Below are 17,404 nucleotides of genomic sequence, written 5' to 3'. Positions count from 1 at the left end.
GCCCACTGTGGCAGACTGGCCGCAGTTCCATGGGAGCCCGGGCCGCACACGCCGGGCTGAGAGGGCCGCAGGGGCGCGCCGCGCCGGCGCGGCCGACCATCACCACTCGATGCGGGTCATGCCGCCGTGAGGAGGACCGGTCCGTGCACGTGGCCGTCGTCGGGGCCGGGATCATCGGCCTCACCGCCGCCGTGCGTCTGCGCGCCGCAGGCCACGCCGTCACCCTGATCGCCCCCGAGCTGGACACCGCCGGGCGCCCACACGCCGTGGCCGGGGCCACCCACGCCGCGGCGGGGATGCTCGCGCCGCTCGCCGAGACCCAGTTCAGCCAGGACGACCTCGCCCCGCTGCTGCAGGCCGGCTGGGAGGCCTACCCGGCGCTCGTCGACCTGCTCGCCGCCTTCACCGACGTCGAGACGGGCTTCCTCGCACAGGGCGCCTGGATCGTGGCCGCGGACCCCTCCGACGCCCGCGCGTGGGACCACGTGCTCGAGCACGCCTCGGTCCTCGGCCGCCGGGTCGAGCCCGTCTCCGTCCGCGCGCTGCGCCGCGCCGAGCCCGCCCTGGCCCCGGGCCTGGCCGCCGGCTTCGACGCCCCGGACGACCATCAGGTGGACCCACGCCGGCTCGCCGCCGCCTGCGTCGCCGCCCTGCGCGCCCAGACCGGACCCGACGGCGGCCCGCTCCCGGCCGACGCCGGACCCGCCGCCCGGTTCGTGGCCGGACGCGTCACCGCCGCCGACCCGGAGGGCGAGGGAGTGCGCCTCACGCTGGCCGACGGGGGCGTCCTCACTGCTGACGGGGCGGTCCTCGCCGCGGGCCTGGGCCACCGCGGGATCGGCGGTGCGGCCACCGCCGTCGAGGTCCCGCTGCGCCCCGTCCACGGCGACGTGCTGCGCCTGCGGGTGCGCCCCGAGCAGCTGCTGCCGGGGGAGTCGCACCTGATCACCCGCACCGTCCGCGGCCTCGTCCACGGGCGCCAGGTCTACCTCGTGCCCCGCGCGGACGGCACCCTCGTGGTCGGCGCCTCGGCCCGCGAGGACGGGCTGGCCGGGACCTCCGCCGGGGCCGTGCTGGACCTGCTCGCCGACGCCGCCGCGATCCTGCCCGCCGTCCGCGAGTGCGAGCTCGTCGAGATCACCACCGCCGCCCGCCCCGGCACCCCCGACGACGCCCCGCGCGTGCTCGCCGTGCCCGAGGCCCCGGGCGCCGTCGTCGCCACCGGCTTCCACCGTCACGGGATCCTGCTCGCCCCCTGGGCGGCAGGGCGGATCCTCGAGCTGCTGCACGCCCGCCTGAAGGAGATCGCATGAGCACCCTCACCCTGACCCTCAACGGAGAGCCCGCCGAGCTGGCCGTGGCCACCGTCCGCGACGTCGTCGCGCACGTCACCGGGCGCGCGATCGGCGACGACGGCGCCGCCGCGGACGGGCGGCGGCTCGGCGTGGCCGTGGCGGTCGGCGGCGAGGTCGTGCCCCGGTCGGCCTGGGCCACCCGGGCGCTGGCCGCCGGGGACGAGGTCGACGTCGTCACCGCGGTGCAGGGGGGCTGAGCGATGGCCGAGCACCGCACCCCGCCCGCCGCCCCCGCGATCCCGCCGCTGCGGATCGGCGGCTACGACCTGGCCTCCCGGCTCATCATGGGCACGGGCGGCATCACCGACCTCACGGCGCTCGAGGGCGCCCTCGTCGCCTCCGGCACCACGCTCACCACCGTGGCGCTGCGCCGCTGGTCCGCGGACACCCGCGACGGCCTGGTCGCGCTGCTGGACCGCCTCGGCATCGACGTGCTGCCCAACACCGCCGGCTGCTACACCGCCCGGGACGCCGTGCTCACCGCCCGGCTCGGCCGGGAGGCGCTCGAGACCGACCTCGTGAAGGTCGAGGTCATCGCCGACGAGCGCACCCTGCTGCCCGACGTCGTCGAGACCCTGGAGGCCACCGAGCGGCTCGCCGCCGACGGCTTCACCGTCCTGGCCTACACCTCGGACGACCCCGCCATGGCGCTGCGTCTCGAGCAGGCCGGCGCCGCCGCCGTCATGCCGCTGGGCTCGCCGATCGGCTCGGGGCTGGGCATCCTCAATCGCGCACACCTGGAGCTGATCGTCTCGCGCGCCTCCGTGCCGATCGTGCTCGACGCCGGCGTGGGCACGGCCTCGGACGTCGCCCTGGCGATGGAGGCCGGCTGCGACGCCGTGCTCGCCGCCTCCGCGATCACCCGCGCCGCCGAGCCCGCCCGCATGGCCCACGCGTGCCGGCTCGCGCTCGAGGCGGGCTTCCACGCCCGCCGTGCCGGGCGCATCCCGCGCCGCGAGCACGCCCTGGCCTCCTCGCCGATGGCCGGGCGGGTCACGGCCGAGGAGGACGAGCGGTGACCGCTGCCCCGGACCCCGCCGCCCGCGAGCCCCGCGACCTCACCGCACTGTCCGACACCCAGCTCGAGCGCTTCGCCCGCCACCTGAGCCTGGACGGCTTCGGCCCTGAGGCCCAGCTGGCGCTGCTGCGCTCCCGCGTCCTCGTGGTCGGCGCCGGCGGCCTCGGGGCGCCCGTGCTGACCTACCTCGCCGCGGCGGGCGTGGGGGAGGTCCACGTGATCGACGACGACGTGGTGGACCGCTCCAACCTGCACCGCCAGGTGATCCACGCCGAGGCGGACCTCGGCCGCCCCAAGACCGCCTCCGCCGCCGCGACGATGCGCGGCCTGCACCCCGAGGTGCGCGTGGTCGAGCACCGCGAACGCCTGACCGCGACCAACGCGCTCGAGCGGGTCGGCGCCGTGGACCTCGTGCTCGACGGCACGGACAACTACGCGACCCGCTACCTCGTGGCCGATGCGTGCGAGATCGCCGGCGTGCCCGTGGTGTGGGGCGCGATCCTGCGGTTCGCGGGGCAGGTGAGCGTGTTCGCCCCGGGCGGGCCGCTGTACCGGGACGTGTTCCCGGAGCGGCCCGAACCCGGTGAGGTGCCCTCGTGCGCGCAGGCCGGAGTGCTCGGGGTGCTGCCCGGGATCATCGGCTCCCTCATGGCGGCCGAGGCGATCAAGCTGCTCTCCGGGGTGGGCGAGCCCCTGGTCGGGCGGCTGCTCTCCGTGGACGCCCTGACGATGCGCTTCCGTGAGCTGCGGCTCGTGGCCGACCCCGAGCGGACCCCCGTGACGGACCTGTCTGCCCACGCGGCCCAGGCCCCCGGCCCGGACGACGCCGGCGCCCCCGGCTCGGCGGAGGCCTGCGGCGCCGCGGGCGGGGAGATCGCCCCCGCCGCGCTGGCCGCCCTGCTCGCCGACCCCGCCCGGGCCGCGTCCCTCACCCTGCTCGACGTCCGCGAGGACTGGGAGCGCCGCCTGCGCCGGGTCGAGGCCCCCGCGGCGGTGGCCGATCGGCACGTCCCGCTCGAGGCCGTCCTCGCGGAGCCGGCGGCCCTCGCGCCCGGGCGGGACCGCGTCCTGGTGGTCTACTGCGCCGCCGGGGCCCGGTCGGCCCGGGCGCGGGACGCCGTCGTCGGGGCCGACCCGAGCGCCGGCGGGCGCGTCCTGTCCCTCGCCGGCGGCCTCGCCGCCTGGCCCGCCTGACCCCCACCCCGACGAACCCTGCGAGATGGCCCCCACCGCGGGCCGGAGGGGGCCATCTCGCAGGGTTCGTTCGCACGCGCACGGGCGCGGCGGCCCTTCCGTAGACTTGCGCGGGTGAAGCCCGAAGACCTCTCCGCCCTGCTGTCCGCTGTCCTCACCGACGCCGTCGATGCCGGTGACCTCCCCGCCGCGCTGCGGGAGGAGATCACCCCCGCGCGCGTGAAGGTGGAGCGACCCCGCAGCCGCGAGCACGGCGACTGGGCCACCAACGTCGCCCTCCAGCTGGGCAAGAAGGCCGGGATGGCCCCGCGCGACCTCGCCGGGCTCGTGGCCGAGCGCCTGACCGACAAGCCGGGCATCGCCGCCGTCGACGTCGCCGGCCCCGGCTTCCTCAACGTCACCCTGGACGCGGCCTCGGCCGGTGCCCTGGCCCGCGAGATCGTCGAGGCCGGCCCGGAGTACGGCCGCAACGACGCCCTGGCCGGGCACACCGTGAACATGGAGTTCGTCTCCGCCAACCCCACCGGCCCGCTGCACATCGGCCACACCCGCTGGGCCGCGCTGGGCGACGCGATCGCCCGCCTGCTGCGCGCCTCGGGCGCGGACGTCACCGCCGAGTACTACGTCAACGACGCCGGCAACCAGATGAACGTGTTCGCCGACTCGGTCCTCGCCCGCCTGCACGGCCGCGACGTCCCCGCGGGCGGCTACCCCGGCGCGTACGTGCAGGAGCTGGCCGACGCCGTCGCCCTCGAGCACCCGGACGTGCGCGAGCTGACGGACGAGGCCGCCCGCCCGGTGGTCCGAGAGGCCGCGTACCGGCTCCAGATGCAGGACATCAAGGACACGCTCGCCGCCTTCGACGTGCACTTCGACGTGTTCACCTCGGAGCAGACGCTCCACGACTCCGGCGCGATCGAGCAGGCCGTGCAGCGGCTGCGCGAACAGGGCCACGTCGAGGACCGCGAGGGCGCGGTGTGGCTCAAGACCACGGACTTCGGCGACGACAAGGACCGCGTGCTCATCCGCGCCAACGGCGAGCCCACCTACTTCGCCGCCGACGCCGCCTACTACCTCCACAAGCGCGACCGCGGCTTCGAGGAGAAGGTGTACCTGCTCGGTGCCGACCACCACGGCTACGTGAACCGCCTCAAGGCGATCGCCGCCGCCGCCGGCGACGACCCGGCGACGAACATCGAGATCCTCATCGGCCAGCTCATCTCGGTCAACGGCGCGAAGCTCTCCAAGCGCGCCGGCAACATCATCGAGCTCAAGGACCTCGTCGAGTGGCTCGGCCGCGACGCCCTGCGTTACGACTTGGCCCGCTACCCCGCGGACTCGCCCCTGACGATCGACCCCGAGCTGCTGCGCTCCACCACGAACGACAACCCCGTCTACTACGTGCAGTACGCCCACGCCCGTGCCTCGGGCGCGGCGCGCACCGCGCAGGCCCACGGGGTGGACCGCTCCGAGTTCGACGCCGCCCTGCTCACCCACGCCACCGAGTCGGAGCTGCTGGCTCAGCTGGCGGAGTTCCCGGCCGTCGTCGCCGCGGCGGCGCGCCTGCGCGAGCCGCACCGCGTGGCCCGCCACCTCGAGGTGATCGCCGGGGCCTACCACTCGTGGTACGCCGCCTGCCGGATCGTGCCCATGCCCACCGACGACGGCACGCCGCGCCCCGTGGAGACCCTCAACCGCACCCGCCTGTGGCTCAACGACGCCACCGCCCAGGTGCTGGCCAACGGCCTGGGCCTGCTCGGCGTGTCCGCCCCGGAGAAGATGTGAGCGCCCGGATGAGGACGCCGCAGCCCGCCCCCGCCTCCCCGCTCGCCCCCGCCTGGCTCCCCGCACCGGGGGACCCGGACGCGCTCGTGCCCGGCCTGTGGGCCGCCGGCGTGGACCGCGCCGCCGACGGCGAGCTCACCGTCCAGGGCCTGCGCGCGAGCGCGCTCGCCGCGGAGTTCGGCACGCCGCTGCTCGTGGTGGACGAGGACGACTTCCGCGCCCGCGCCCGCGCGTTCCGCAAGGGCTTCGACGCCGCCTTCGCCGACCTGTGCGGGGGAGCGGACGTCTACTACGCCGGCAAGTCCATGCTCACCCTCTCCACCGCCCGCTGGGCCGCCGAGGAGGGCCTGCGCGTGGACACCGCCTCGGGCGGCGAGCTGGCGATCGCGCTGGCCGCCGGCATCGACCCGGCCCACATCGGCCTGCACGGCAACAACAAGTCGGACGCCGAGCTGCGCACCGCCCTCGAGGCGGGCGTGGGCCGGATCATCGTGGACTCGCTCGACGAGCTCACCCACCTGGCCGCGCTCGCGGCCGAGGCCGGCCGCCGCGCCCCCGTGATGCTCCGGCTGACCCCGGGCGTGCACGCGCACACCCACGACTTCATCGCCACCGCGCACGAGGACCAGAAGTTCGGGCTCTCCCTGGCCCCGGCCTCCACCGACCGGGACGGCAATGTGGCCGGCCGCTCGCCGGCCGCCGTCGCCGTGGCCGCGGCCCTGGCCGCCGAGTCGATCAAGCTGCTGGGCGTGCACTGCCACATCGGGTCCCAGATCTTCGAGGCCGAGGGCTTCGGGCTGGCGGCCGGACGCGTGCTCGAGTTCCTCGCCGAGGTCAAGGCCGAGCACGGGGTGGAGCTGGCCGAGCTCGACCTCGGGGGCGGCCACGGCATCGCCTACACGGCCGTGGACGAGCCGCGCCCGGCCGCGGAGATCGCCGACGCCCTCGCCGACGACGTCCAGAAGACCGTCGAGCGCCTCGGCCTGGCGTGCCCGCGCATCTCGCTCGAGCCGGGGCGGGCCATCTCGGGCCCCGCGGGGCTGACCCTCTACACGGTCGGGGTGACCAAGACCGTGGACGTGGACGCCCCCGACGGCGGCACCGCGGCCCGCCGCTACGTCGCCGTGGACGGCGGCATGTCCGACAACCCGCGTCCCGTCCTCTACGACGCCGACTACACCGCCGTCTCCGCGCGCCGCACCTCGGAGGCCGAGCCGGTGCTCTCCCGTGTGGTGGGCAAGCACTGTGAGTCCGGCGACATCCTGGTCCGCGACGTGTACCTGCCGGCCGACCTGGGCCGCGGCGACCTGCTGGCCGTGCCGGCCACGGGCGCGTACACGCACGTGATGTCCTCGAACTACAACGCGCTGGCCCGCCCGGCCGTCGTCGCGGTCTCCGGCGGGCAGGCGCGGGTGATCATCCGTCGCGAGACGCAGGAGGACCTGTTCGCCCGCGAGGCCGATCCGCGCCTCGCCCGCTGAGGACGCGGGCGCGGCGCACCCGGCCGCCGGCCTCGAGCCCGGGTGGGTCCGTCCCGCTCTGCGGACACCGAGTGTCGCGCGGTGGGACGGGCCGGGGCGCCGCGCTAGATTCGAGGCCAGCCGGGCCGCGCGGTCGCGCGGGCCCGACCCACCCTGGATCACGGAGGACCATGCCCCAGCACACCGACGCCCCCACCGCACTCAAGGTCGCCCTGCTGGGCGGCGGGACCGTGGGGTCCCAGACCGCCCGGATCCTCACCGAGGACGCCGACATCCTGCGGGACCGCGTGGGCGCCGACCTCGAGCTCACGGGCATCGCGGTGCGGGACACGGGCGCGACGCGCGACTGGCAGGCGGACCCGGCGCTCTACACGACCGACGCCGAGGCGCTCGTGGACGGCGCGGACGTCGTCATCGAGCTGATGGGCGGCATCGAGCCGGCCCGCACCCTGATCCTGCGCGCCCTGGCCGCCGGCACGTCCGTGGTGACGGGCAACAAGGCGCTGCTGGCCCAGCACGGCGAGGAGCTGTACGCCGCGGCCGCCGCCACCGGCGCGCAGCTCAGCTTCGAGGCCGCCGTCGCCGGCGCCATCCCGATCCTGCGCCCGCTGCGCGACTCCCTGGGCGGCGACCGCGTCACCCGCGTGATGGGCATCGCCAACGGCACCACCAACTTCATCCTCGACCGGATGGACTCCGAGGGGGCGGACTTCGACGACGCCCTCGCCGAGGCCCAGCGGCTCGGCTACGCCGAGGCCGACCCGACCGCCGACGTCGAGGGCCACGACGCCGCCGCGAAGGCCGCGATCCTGGCGACCATCGCGTTCGGGGCGCCGTACACACTGGACCAGGTGGCCGTCGCGGGCATCACCGCGATCACGGCCGAGGACAACGCCGCCGCCGCGGAGGCGGGCTACGTCATCAAGCTGCTGGCGATCGCCGAGCGCGGCCGCGCCGCCGACGGCGCCGAGGGCGCGGTCCTGCGCGTGCACCCCACCCTGCTGCCGCGGGAGCACCCGCTGGCCTCCGTGCGCGGGGCGTTCAACGCCGTCTTCGTGGAGGCCGACAACGCCGGCGAGCTCATGTTCTACGGTCCCGGCGCCGGCGGCGCCCCCACCGCCTCCGCGGTGATGGGCGACGTCGTCTCGATCGCCCAGCGCATCGTGCGCGGCGGCCCGGCGCGCCTGCGCACCCCCGTCACCGCCCTGCCCGCCCTGGACCCGGCCGAGGCCCACACCTCCTTCATGGTCGTGCTGCGCGCGGCGGACCAGCCCGGCGTGCTGCGCCGTGTCGCCGGGGTGTTCGAGGAGCACGGCGTCTCCATCGAGACGCTGCGCCAGGTCCCATCTGAGCGCGAGGACGCCCCCGGCGCGTCCCTGCGGCTGATCACCCACCGTGCGCGGCAGCGCGACCTCGACGCCACCGTCGGGGCGCTCGCCGCCCTGGACGTCGTCCACGAGGTCGCGTCCGTCCTCCGAGTCGAAGGGAACTGACCCATGGCCCACCAGTGGCGCGGCGTCGTCCGCGAGTACGCCGACCGCCTGCCCGTCACCGAGGACACGCGCGTGATCACCCTCGGCGAGGGCGGCACCCCGCTCATCCACGCCCCCCACCTCTCCGAGCTGGTGCAGGGCACCGTGCACGTGAAGTTCGAGGGCATGAACCCGACCGGCTCCTTCAAGGACCGCGGCATGACCATGGCGATCACCGCGGCCGTCGCGGACGGTGCGAAGGCCGTCGTCTGCGCGTCCACCGGCAACACCTCCGCCTCGGCGGCGGCCTACGCCGCGCAGGCCGGGATCACGTGCGCCGTGCTCGTACCCGAGGGGAAGATCTCGATGGGCAAGATGTCCCAGGCCGTGGCCCACGGCGCGGAGATCCTCCAGGTGCAGGGCAACTTCGACGACTGCCTCGAGGTGGCCCGCAAGCTGGCCGAGAACTACCCCGTGTTCCTCGTGAACTCCGTCAACCCGGCCCGCATCGAGGGGCAGAAGACCGGCGCGTTCGAGGTCGTGGACACCCTCGGCGACGCCCCGGACTACCACCTGCTGCCCGTGGGCAACGCGGGCAACATCACCGCGTACTGGAAGGGCTACCGCGAGTACGCCGCCCCCTACGTGAACCCGCACGAGGGCGCCTCGGACGCCGAGCTGCCCGCGGTGGCCACGAAGACCCCCGTGATGTGGGGCTTCCAGGCCGCGGGCGCCGCCCCGATCGTCCAGGGCCACCCCGTGACCGACCCGGACACGATCGCCACCGCCATCCGGATCGGCAACCCGGCCTCGTGGGAGCAGGCCGAGGCCGCCCGCGACGAGTCCGGCGGGATGATCGACTCCGTCACGGACGAGGAGATCCTCGAGGCCCACCGCTGGCTCTCCGCGAAGGAGGGCGTGTTCGTCGAGCCCGCCTCCGCCGCCGGCGTCGCCGGGCTGCTCAAGCACCACGCCGCCGGGAACGTGCCGGCCGGCAAGAGCTGGGTCATCACCGTCACCGGCCACGGCCTCAAGGACCCGCAGTGGGCCCTGCGCGGCGCCGACGGCGCCGACGTGACCCCGCGCTCGGTGCCGTTCGACGTGGTCACCGTCGCCCAGGCCCTCGGCCTGAGCTGAGCCATGGCCGCACCGCAGCCGCTGGCGCCCGGGACCGCCGCGTCCGTCTCCGTCCCCGCCACCTCCGCCAACCTCGGCCCCGGCTTCGACTCGATGGGCCTGGCCCTGGAGCTGCGCGACGAGGTGACGCTCACGGTCGTGGCGGGCCCCGACGTCGCGGAGGTCGTGGGGGAGGGGGAGGCCACCCTGCCGCGGGACGGCGCGCACCTGATCCTGCGCCTGGCGCACGAGCACCTGCGGGACCGCGGGTTCACCGCGCCGGGGCTGCACCTGCGCGCCGTGAACCGGATCCCGCACGCCCGCGGGCTCGGCTCGTCCGCGGCCGCCGTCGTCGCGGCCTACGCCGCGGCCGAGGCCCTGCTGCCGGCCGCGCTGCGCCGGGCGCCCGCGGACCTGCTCGAGGCGGCCACCCGCTTCGAGGGGCACCCGGACAACGTCGCCCCCGCGCTCGTGGGCGGGGCCACCGTCTCCTGGACCCGTGACGACGTCCCCGGCCCGGCCACGGCGCGGCTGCGGCTGCACGAGCGCGTGGTGCCGGTGGTCGCGATCCCGGACACCGAGCTGTCCACCCACGTCGCCCGGGGCGTGCTGCCCGCCGAGGTGCCCCACGCCGTGGCGGCGGCCCAGGCCGGCCGTGCCGCGCTGCTCGTCCACGCGCTGGCGGAGGACCCCGCGCTGCTGCCGGCCGCCACACGGGACTGGCTGCACCAGGAGCCGCGCGCCGTGACCATGCCGGCCAGCGCCGCACTGGTCGCGGGGCTGCGCGAGCGCGGCCATGCCGCCGTCGTCTCCGGCGCAGGTCCCACCGTGCTCGCGCTGTGCGACGGCGTTCAGGCGGCCGAGCACGCCGCGGAGGCGGCGCGTGCTCTGACGGCGGACGGGGCGGCCTCCTGGCGCGTGCTGGTGCCGTGCGTGGCCGTGGACGGTGTTAGGGTGGAATCACTCCACCACGGCTGACCCCACCGCCTCGCGCGGCCCGGGTCTCCGGTGCCCGGGCCAGTGACGGCCGGACGCACCGTGCGCCGTCGGCCGGAACCCCGCCGCGATCCATCCCGTGCTGCGCACGGCCGGCGTGCGGGACCCCCTCCGGCTCGGTCGAGTCCGGACGCCTCCGCCCCGTCACGCAGCGACTGCGCACGATCAGGGGAGGCGCCACTGATGAGTTCACACCATGAAACCCGGTTTTCTGGGGCGCCGCTGCGCGGCCCGACCGGATGCACACCGCAGCCCGACGCGCCACGCGCCGCCGGGCCGCATTCGAGGGAGAAGGAACCTTCGTGACCGAATCCACGGAACAGACCACGCCGACGAACGGCGGTGGCCTGGCCTCGCTCAAGCTCGCCCAGCTCCAGGCCCTGGCCTCTCAGCTCGGCATCGCCGGCGGCTCGCGCATGCGCAAGGCCGACCTGGTGACCGCGATCTCCGACCACCAGCGCGGCGGCTCCGTGGCGGACCGCGACGCCGCCGAGCGCGCGGCCCAGACCACCGCGGCCCCCGCCGCCGAGGCCGCCCCGGCGGCCGCGTCCTCAGAGGACGCCGCCCCGGCCGCCGAGCGCCCGGCCCGCCGCCGCTCGCGCCGCGCCGATGCCGACACCTCGGCTCCGGCCGCCGCCCAGGACGGGCAGCCCCAGGCCGAGGCCCGCGAGGACCAGACGGAGCAGGCCCCCCGGGAGACCGCCTCGGACCAGGATCGGTCCGAGGGGTCCGAGACCCGCGACGAGGGCGAGGGCCGCCCGCAGTCCGAGCGCCGCTCCCGCGGCCGCCGCGCCGGCGACGACGACGCCCAGCAGGGTCAGGACCGTCGCTCCGACGGCGCCCGGGGCGAGGACGGCGCGGACCGCCGCGGCGACAGGGAGGACCGTGACGACAACGGGCGCGAGAACGGCCGCGGCCGCAACGGCCGCAACGGGCGGGACCGTGAGAACGGCCGTGACCGCGAGAACGGCCGCGAGAACAATCGGGACCGTGAGAACGGCCGTGACGGCTCGCGCGAGCAGCGCGGCGACAAGTCCGAGGACGGCGGCCGGGGCGACGGCGGACGCGGGGACCGCAGCCGCCGCGACGACCGCGACGACGAGGGCGGCCGCAACCGTCGCAACCGCCGCAACCGCAACGAGCGCGGCCGCAACCGCCGTGGCCGCGGCGGCCCCGAGGTCGACGAGACCGAGCTGACCGAGGACGACGTCCTGCAGCCCGTGGCCGGCATCCTCGACGTGCTGGACAACTACGCGTTCGTCCGCACCTCCGGCTACCTGCCGGGCCCGAACGACGTCTACGTCTCCCTGGCCATGGTGAAGAAGTACGGTCTGCGCAAGGGCGACGCCGTCGTCGGCGCGATCCGCGCCCCGCGCGACGGTGAGAAGCAGCACCACGGCGGCGGCTCCAACCGCCAGAAGTTCAACGCCCTGGTGAAGATCTCCTCGGTCAACGGCCAGCCCGCCGTCGAGCACCCGCAGCGCGTGGAGTTCGGCAAGCTCGTGCCGCTGTACCCGCAGGAGCGCCTGCGCCTGGAGACCGATCCCAAGCTGATCGGCCCCCGCGTGATCGATCTGGTCAGCCCCATCGGCAAGGGCCAGCGCGGCCTCATCGTCTCCCCGCCCAAGGCCGGCAAGACGATGATCCTGCAGTCGATCGCCAACGCGATCAAGACGAACAACCCCGAGGTCCACCTCATGATGGTGCTCGTCGACGAGCGCCCCGAGGAGGTCACCGACATGCAGCGGTCGGTGGACGGCGAGGTCATCGCCTCCACGTTCGACCGCCCGGCGGACGACCACACCACCCTCGCCGAGCTGGCCATCGAGCGCGCCAAGCGCCTCGTGGAGATGGGCCGCGACGTCGTCGTGCTGCTCGACTCCATGACCCGCCTGGGCCGCGCCTACAACCTGGCCGCCCCGGCCTCGGGCCGCATCCTCTCCGGCGGTGTGGACTCCTCGGCCCTGTACCCGCCGAAGAAGTTCTTCGGCGCCGCCCGCAACATCGAGAACGGCGGCTCGCTGACCATCCTGGCCACCGCGCTGGTCGAGACCGGCTCGCGCATGGACGAGGTGATCTTCGAGGAGTTCAAGGGCACCGGCAACATGGAGCTGCGCCTGTCCCGCCACCTCGCGGAGCGCCGCATCTTCCCGGCGGTGGACGTCAACGCGTCCGGCACGCGCCGCGAGGAGGCCCTGCTCTCGCAGGAGGAGGTCAAGATCATGTGGAAGCTGCGCCGGGTGCTCTCCGGCCTCGACCAGCAGCAGGCCCTCGACCTGCTCACCAACAAGATCAAGGACACCGCGTCCAACGCCGAGTTCCTCATGCTGGTCTCCAAGACCACGCTGGGGTCCAAGGGCGACGACTGACCGTCCCGTCGCACGGCCCCGTCCCGCCGGGGGGAGCTCGTCTCCGCCGGACGGGGCGGGGCCGTCCGCATCGGACAGCCCGGCCCCCTGAGGCCGGAGGAGGAGAGGCACGCACGTGTTCGATTCGGAGCAGCGGCGCGAGGCCGTGGATCGGCTCCTGGCGGAGCATCGCGAGCTGACGGCGCGCCTGTCCGACCCGGCGGTGCACCAGGACCCGGCACTCGCCCGCCGGCTGAACCGGCGGTTCGCCGAGCTCGGCGCCGTGGTGACGGCCCACCGCGCCTGGTCGGCGGCCGCGGAGGAGCTGGCCGACGCGCGGGAGCTGGCCGCGGCCGGCGATGACGACGCGGCGGCCTTCGCGGCCGAGGTGCCCGGTCTGGAGGCGGCCGAGGCGGAGGCCGCCGAACGGCTGCGCCGGCTGCTGATCCCGCGCGACCCCGACGACGCCCGCGACGTGATCCTCGAGATCAAGGGCGGCGAGGGCGGCGAGGAGGCGGCCCTGTTCGCCGGCGACCTGCTGCGCATGTACCTGCGCTACGCCGACTCCCGGGGCTGGAAGACGGAGATCCTCTCCGCCACGCACTCCGACCTGGGCGGCTACAAGGACGTCCACGTGGCGGTGCGGGGGAGCGCGGCCGACCCGGCCGACGGCGTCTACGCCCGGCTCAAGTTCGAGGGCGGCGTGCACCGAGTGCAGCGCGTGCCCGTCACCGAGTCCCAGGGCCGCATCCACACCTCCGCCGCCGGCGTGCTCGTGCTGCCCGAGGTGGACGCCCCGGACGAGGTCCACCTCGATCCGAACGACCTCAAGGTGGACGTCTTCCGCTCCTCCGGGCCGGGCGGCCAGTCCGTCAACACGACCGACTCCGCGGTGCGCCTGACGCACCTGCCCACGGGGATCGTCGTCTCCATGCAGAACGAGAAGTCCCAGATCCAGAACCGCGAGGCCGCGCTGCGCGTGCTGCGGTCGCGGCTGCTCGAGCGGCAGCGGGCGGAGCAGGACGCCGAGGACTCCGCGGCGCGCGCCGCGCAGGTGCGCACCATGGACCGCTCGGAACGCATCCGCACCTACAACTTCCCGGAGAACCGGATCGCGGACCACCGCACCGGCTACAAGGCGCACAACCTCGACGCGGTCCTCGACGGCGACCTCGAGGCCGTGATCGCCTCCTGCCTCGCCCTCGACGAGCAGCGGCGGCTCGCCGCGCTGGGCGGGGACGCGTGAGCGCACCGGCCTGGTCCGCGCTGCTGCGCGACGCCGCCGCCCGCCTGACCGCGGCGGGCATCGACTCGCCGCGCGTGGACGCCGAGCTGCTGCTGGCCCACGTGCTCGGACTCGACCGCGGCGCGCTGCTGGCCCGGGTGTTCGCCGGGGCCGTGGCCGAGCCCGCGCAGGCGGCGGCGTTCGAGACGCTCATCGGGCGCCGCGCCGCCCGCGAGCCCGTCCAGCACCTGACCGGCGTCGCGCACTTCCACGGGCTCGACCTCGCGGTCGGCCCGGGCGTCTTCATCCCGCGGCCGGAGACCGAGCGGCTCGTGGAGACCGTCGTGGCCGACCTGGCCGCGCGGCCCGCGGCGGGCGTCGTGGTGGACCTGTGCACCGGCTCCGGCGCGATCGCCGCGGCCGTCGCGGCGTGGGGCGAGGCGCGGGGCCGCCCGCTCGCCGTCACCGCCGTCGAGCTCGACCCGACGGCGGCCGACTGGGCCCGGCGGAACCTCGCCCCGCGCGGGGTCGACCTGCGACAAGGTGATGCCCTTGTCGCATGCCCCGACCTCGAGGGCCGCGTGGACGTCGTCGTGAGCAACCCGCCCTATGTGCCCGAGGCCGAGGTGCCCGCCCAACCGGAGGCCCGACTGGACCCGGCGCGGGCGCTCTACGGCGGGGACACGCCCGGGCTGCGGATCCCGCGGGCCATCGCGCACCGGGCGGCGGGCCTGCTCGCCCCGGGCGGCCTGTTCGCCATGGAGCACCACGAGACGCAGGGCCCGGCCCTCTTGTCCGCCCTCGGTGCGGACCCCCGGTTCACGGGCGAACGAGTCCACCAGGACCTCACCGGACGGGACCGGTTCCTGACGGCGCGCCGGTCCGGCGAAGCCGCGGCGGGCGCGGAGGTGGAAGAATGACCGACGTGAGTGACTTCATCGACGTCTCGGATCCGGCCGCCCTCGAGGATGCCGTGGCCCGCGCCCGCGAGGTCCTCGCGGACCGCGGCTGCGTGGTCCTGCCCACGGACACCGTCTACGGCATCGGAGCGGACGCGTTCTCCCCCCTGGCCGTGGCCGTGCTGCTGGCCGCCAAGGGCCGTGGCCGCACCATGCCGCCGCCCGTGCTCATCGCGGACCGCCGCGTCATGGCGGGCCTCGCGTACGACGTGCCGGAGGAGGCCGAGGCCCTCGCCGAGCGCTTCTGGCCCGGCGCCCTCACGCTCATCCTCAAGTCCCAGCCCACGCTGACCTGGGACCTCGGCGAGACCCGCGGCACCGTCGCCCTGCGCGTGCCCGACGACGCGGTGGCCCGCGAGCTGCTCTACGCCGTCGGCCCCATGGCCGTCTCCAGCGCGAACCGCACCGGCATGGACGCCGCCACCACCGGCGACGCCGCCCGCTCGATGCTGGGGGAGTCCGTGGCCCTCTACCTCGACGCCGGCCCCCGCGAGAGCCGGGATCCCTCGACGATCGTGGACTGCACCGTCACCCCGTTCCGCGTGGCCCGGCAGGGTTCGGTGCCCCTGGAGGAGCTGCGCGCGGTGGTGCCGGACCTGCTCGCCGAGGGCGAGGAGCCCCCGGTCGCCGCCGATCGGATCGCGGCTGAGGACGCTGCCGCGGCGCGCCCCGCCGACGGGGAGGCCTGACCGGCCCCCATGCGCGCGTATCTCGTCCTGGTCATGGTCACGGCCGTCGCCTGCGGGGCCCTGACGCCCCTCATGCGCCGGCTGGGGCTGCGCGCGCGCGTGTTCACCCCGCTGCGCCAGCGGGACGTGCACCGGCACCCCGTGCCGAAGCTGGGTGGAGTCGCCATGGCCGCGGCCGTGCTGGTCGGCTTCGCCGTCGGGGGAGTCGTGCCGTTCCTCCAGGGGATCTACGCGGACGACGCCGCGATGCGCGGGCTCCTGGTCGCCGTCGCCGTCGTGCTCGTCGTGGGCATCGCCGACGACATGTGGGACCTGCGCTGGTGGGTGAAGATGGCCGGCCAGGTGCTGGCCGGACTCGCGGTGGCCCTCGGCGGGATCCGCATCGAGGCGATGCCGGTGGGCTGGATCCCGGTGGGGAACGAGACCACGCAGGTCATCCTCACGGTGTTCGCCGTGGTGCTGACGATGAACGCGATCAACTTCGTGGACGGTCTGGACGGCCTGGCGGCGGGCGTCGCGCTGATCGGCGGCTCGGCCTTCTTCGTCTACTCGTATCTGCTGACGCGGACCATCAACCAGTTCGACTACGCCAACCTCGCCACCCTGCTCATGGCCCTGCTCGTCGGCGCGTGCATGGGCTTCCTGCCGTGGAACCTGGCCCCGGCCCGCATCTTCATGGGTGAGGTGGGGGCCATGCTCATCGGCCTGCTGATGGCCGCGGCCGCGGTCGCCGTGACCGCTGACGTCAACGCCCTGGACGGGATGCGCTTCCGCAACGTCCCCGCCTACATGCCGATCCTGCTGCCCGTCGCCGTCCTCGCACTCCCGCTCGCGGACCTCGCCCTGGCCGTGCTGCGGCGGACGGCCAAGGGCACCAGCCCCTTCTCGGCGGACCGCGGGCACCTGCACCACAAGCTCGTGGACGGCGGCTACACCCAGGCGCAGGCCGTCGCGCTGCTCTGGCTCTGGGCGTTCCTCGTGGCATGGGGCGCGGTGTCCCTGAACTTCGTGGACCCCATGATCGTCCTGCCCGTGCTCGCCGTGGCCCTGGCCGGAGCCGGCTACCTGACCCTGCTTCCGATCGTGGAGCGCCGTCGCGCGGACCGGAACGACGCCGCGGCCCACCCGGACGAGCGGGGGGACGCGTGACCGGGGCGGGCGGTCGCCGACGCCGGCGCCGCTGGGAGAACCGCCGTGGCTGGTGGGGGATCCTCGGGTGGTCCCTGGCCACGGCGGGTGCTGCCCTGGCGATCACGGGCGCCGCGTGGCTGTTCTCCGCCGGCGGGGAGGCGGCCGGGAGCGCCCTGCTGGGCGGCGGCGCGGTGCTCGCGCTCTCGGCGCTCACCGGGGTGACGACGGCACTCGTCTGGGACCGGGCGCGCGAGGCGGCGCTGCCGGTCAGCGTGGGGCTGTTCGTGCTCAAGATCGCGGTGTTCGCGGTGCTGCTGGGGGTCCTGCCCCGCCCCGGCTGGGTCCGGACGGACGCGGCGGCGATCGCCGCCCTCGTGACGATCCTCGTCTGGCAGGCCACGGAGGTCCTCGTCTTCGCGCGGACCCGCCGCGGGATCTACTCCGACTGACCCGCCCGAGGCGCGAAGACACCGAGCCGGGGGCCATGCCGTGGGCCCCTTCCGCGGTATGGAGCACGGGTCACCGTTTGGTATCGTTGTCAGCGAACACTTCGACGGCGCCCATCTGCCGCTATCCGTGTCTCGCATCGCACCGGTACCCCGCAATGTCGCGGCGCCCGCCTGTGGTCCGGGGAC

15 protein-coding genes are annotated in these 17,404 nt (G+C 75.5%); all 15 read left to right on the top strand.

Going from position 1 to position 17,404, the window contains the following annotated elements; all coding sequences use genetic code 11:
* Positions 1-143: 143 nt before the first annotated feature.
* The 15 genes from thiO to ACUJ8O_RS00820 all read left to right on the top strand — a co-directional run bounded on the left by thiO (position 144) and on the right by ACUJ8O_RS00820 (position 17,218).
* Positions 144-1,313 (top strand): glycine oxidase ThiO, encoded by a 1,170-nt coding sequence (gene thiO, locus ACUJ8O_RS00890; RefSeq protein WP_036341375.1) that lies wholly within the window; start codon positions 144-146, stop codon positions 1,311-1,313.
* A complete protein-coding gene (gene thiS / locus ACUJ8O_RS00885; protein WP_036316587.1) occupies positions 1,310-1,552 on the top strand; it encodes a sulfur carrier protein ThiS in 243 nt (80 codons plus the stop codon). Before thiO ends, thiS begins: the two co-directional genes overlap by 4 nt.
* A gap of 3 nt (positions 1,553-1,555) precedes the next feature.
* Positions 1,556-2,374, top strand: coding sequence for a thiazole synthase (locus tag ACUJ8O_RS00880; protein ID WP_036316581.1), 819 nt, complete (start codon positions 1,556-1,558; stop codon positions 2,372-2,374).
* Positions 2,371-3,567, top strand: a complete 1,197-nt coding sequence (moeB, locus tag ACUJ8O_RS00875) for a molybdopterin-synthase adenylyltransferase MoeB (protein ID WP_095346557.1) — start codon at positions 2,371-2,373, stop codon at positions 3,565-3,567. Before ACUJ8O_RS00880 ends, moeB begins: the two co-directional genes overlap by 4 nt.
* 114 nt (positions 3,568-3,681) lie before the next feature.
* Complete coding sequence (argS, locus tag ACUJ8O_RS00870; protein WP_078026020.1) at positions 3,682-5,352, top strand: arginine--tRNA ligase; 1,671 nt, start codon at positions 3,682-3,684, stop codon at positions 5,350-5,352.
* 8 nt (positions 5,353-5,360) lie between these two features.
* Positions 5,361-6,833, top strand: a complete 1,473-nt coding sequence (gene lysA, locus ACUJ8O_RS00865; RefSeq protein WP_087114103.1) for a diaminopimelate decarboxylase — start codon at positions 5,361-5,363, stop codon at positions 6,831-6,833.
* Between the two features lie 170 nt (positions 6,834-7,003).
* Positions 7,004-8,326 (top strand): homoserine dehydrogenase, encoded by a 1,323-nt coding sequence (locus tag ACUJ8O_RS00860; RefSeq protein ID WP_049147165.1) that lies wholly within the window; start codon positions 7,004-7,006, stop codon positions 8,324-8,326.
* A 3-nt stretch (positions 8,327-8,329) separates the two neighbouring features.
* Entirely contained in the window at positions 8,330-9,442 is a 1,113-nt protein-coding gene (gene thrC, locus ACUJ8O_RS00855) for a threonine synthase (RefSeq protein ID WP_036313078.1), read from the top strand.
* Between the two features lie 3 nt (positions 9,443-9,445).
* A complete protein-coding gene (gene thrB / locus ACUJ8O_RS00850; protein ID WP_170747941.1) occupies positions 9,446-10,399 on the top strand; it encodes a homoserine kinase in 954 nt (317 codons plus the stop codon).
* Positions 10,400-10,719: 320 nt separating this feature from the next.
* Complete coding sequence (rho, locus tag ACUJ8O_RS00845) at positions 10,720-12,786, top strand: transcription termination factor Rho (RefSeq protein ID WP_095346549.1); 2,067 nt, start codon at positions 10,720-10,722, stop codon at positions 12,784-12,786.
* A 115-nt stretch (positions 12,787-12,901) separates the two neighbouring features.
* Positions 12,902-14,011: a peptide chain release factor 1 gene (gene prfA, locus ACUJ8O_RS00840; protein ID WP_095346547.1), complete on the top strand. Its 1,110-nt coding sequence runs from the start codon at positions 12,902-12,904 to the stop codon at positions 14,009-14,011.
* A complete protein-coding gene (prmC, locus tag ACUJ8O_RS00835) occupies positions 14,008-14,910 on the top strand; it encodes a peptide chain release factor N(5)-glutamine methyltransferase (RefSeq protein WP_095346545.1) in 903 nt (300 codons plus the stop codon). The genes prfA and prmC overlap by 4 nt, the downstream gene beginning before the upstream one ends.
* Positions 14,907-15,638, top strand: a complete 732-nt coding sequence (locus ACUJ8O_RS00830; protein ID WP_095346543.1) for an L-threonylcarbamoyladenylate synthase — start codon at positions 14,907-14,909, stop codon at positions 15,636-15,638. The genes prmC and ACUJ8O_RS00830 overlap by 4 nt, the downstream gene beginning before the upstream one ends.
* Before the next feature lie 9 nt (positions 15,639-15,647).
* Entirely contained in the window at positions 15,648-16,787 is a 1,140-nt protein-coding gene (locus ACUJ8O_RS00825; RefSeq protein ID WP_445373058.1) for an MraY family glycosyltransferase, read from the top strand.
* Complete coding sequence (locus ACUJ8O_RS00820) at positions 16,784-17,218, top strand: hypothetical protein (protein ID WP_095346539.1); 435 nt, start codon at positions 16,784-16,786, stop codon at positions 17,216-17,218. The genes ACUJ8O_RS00825 and ACUJ8O_RS00820 overlap by 4 nt, the downstream gene beginning before the upstream one ends.
* Positions 17,219-17,404 lie beyond the last annotated feature (186 nt).

It is taken from the genome of Micrococcus sp. EWR3.9.1, assembly GCF_052615555.1.
This window is presented reverse-complemented; position numbering and strand designations above follow the sequence as displayed.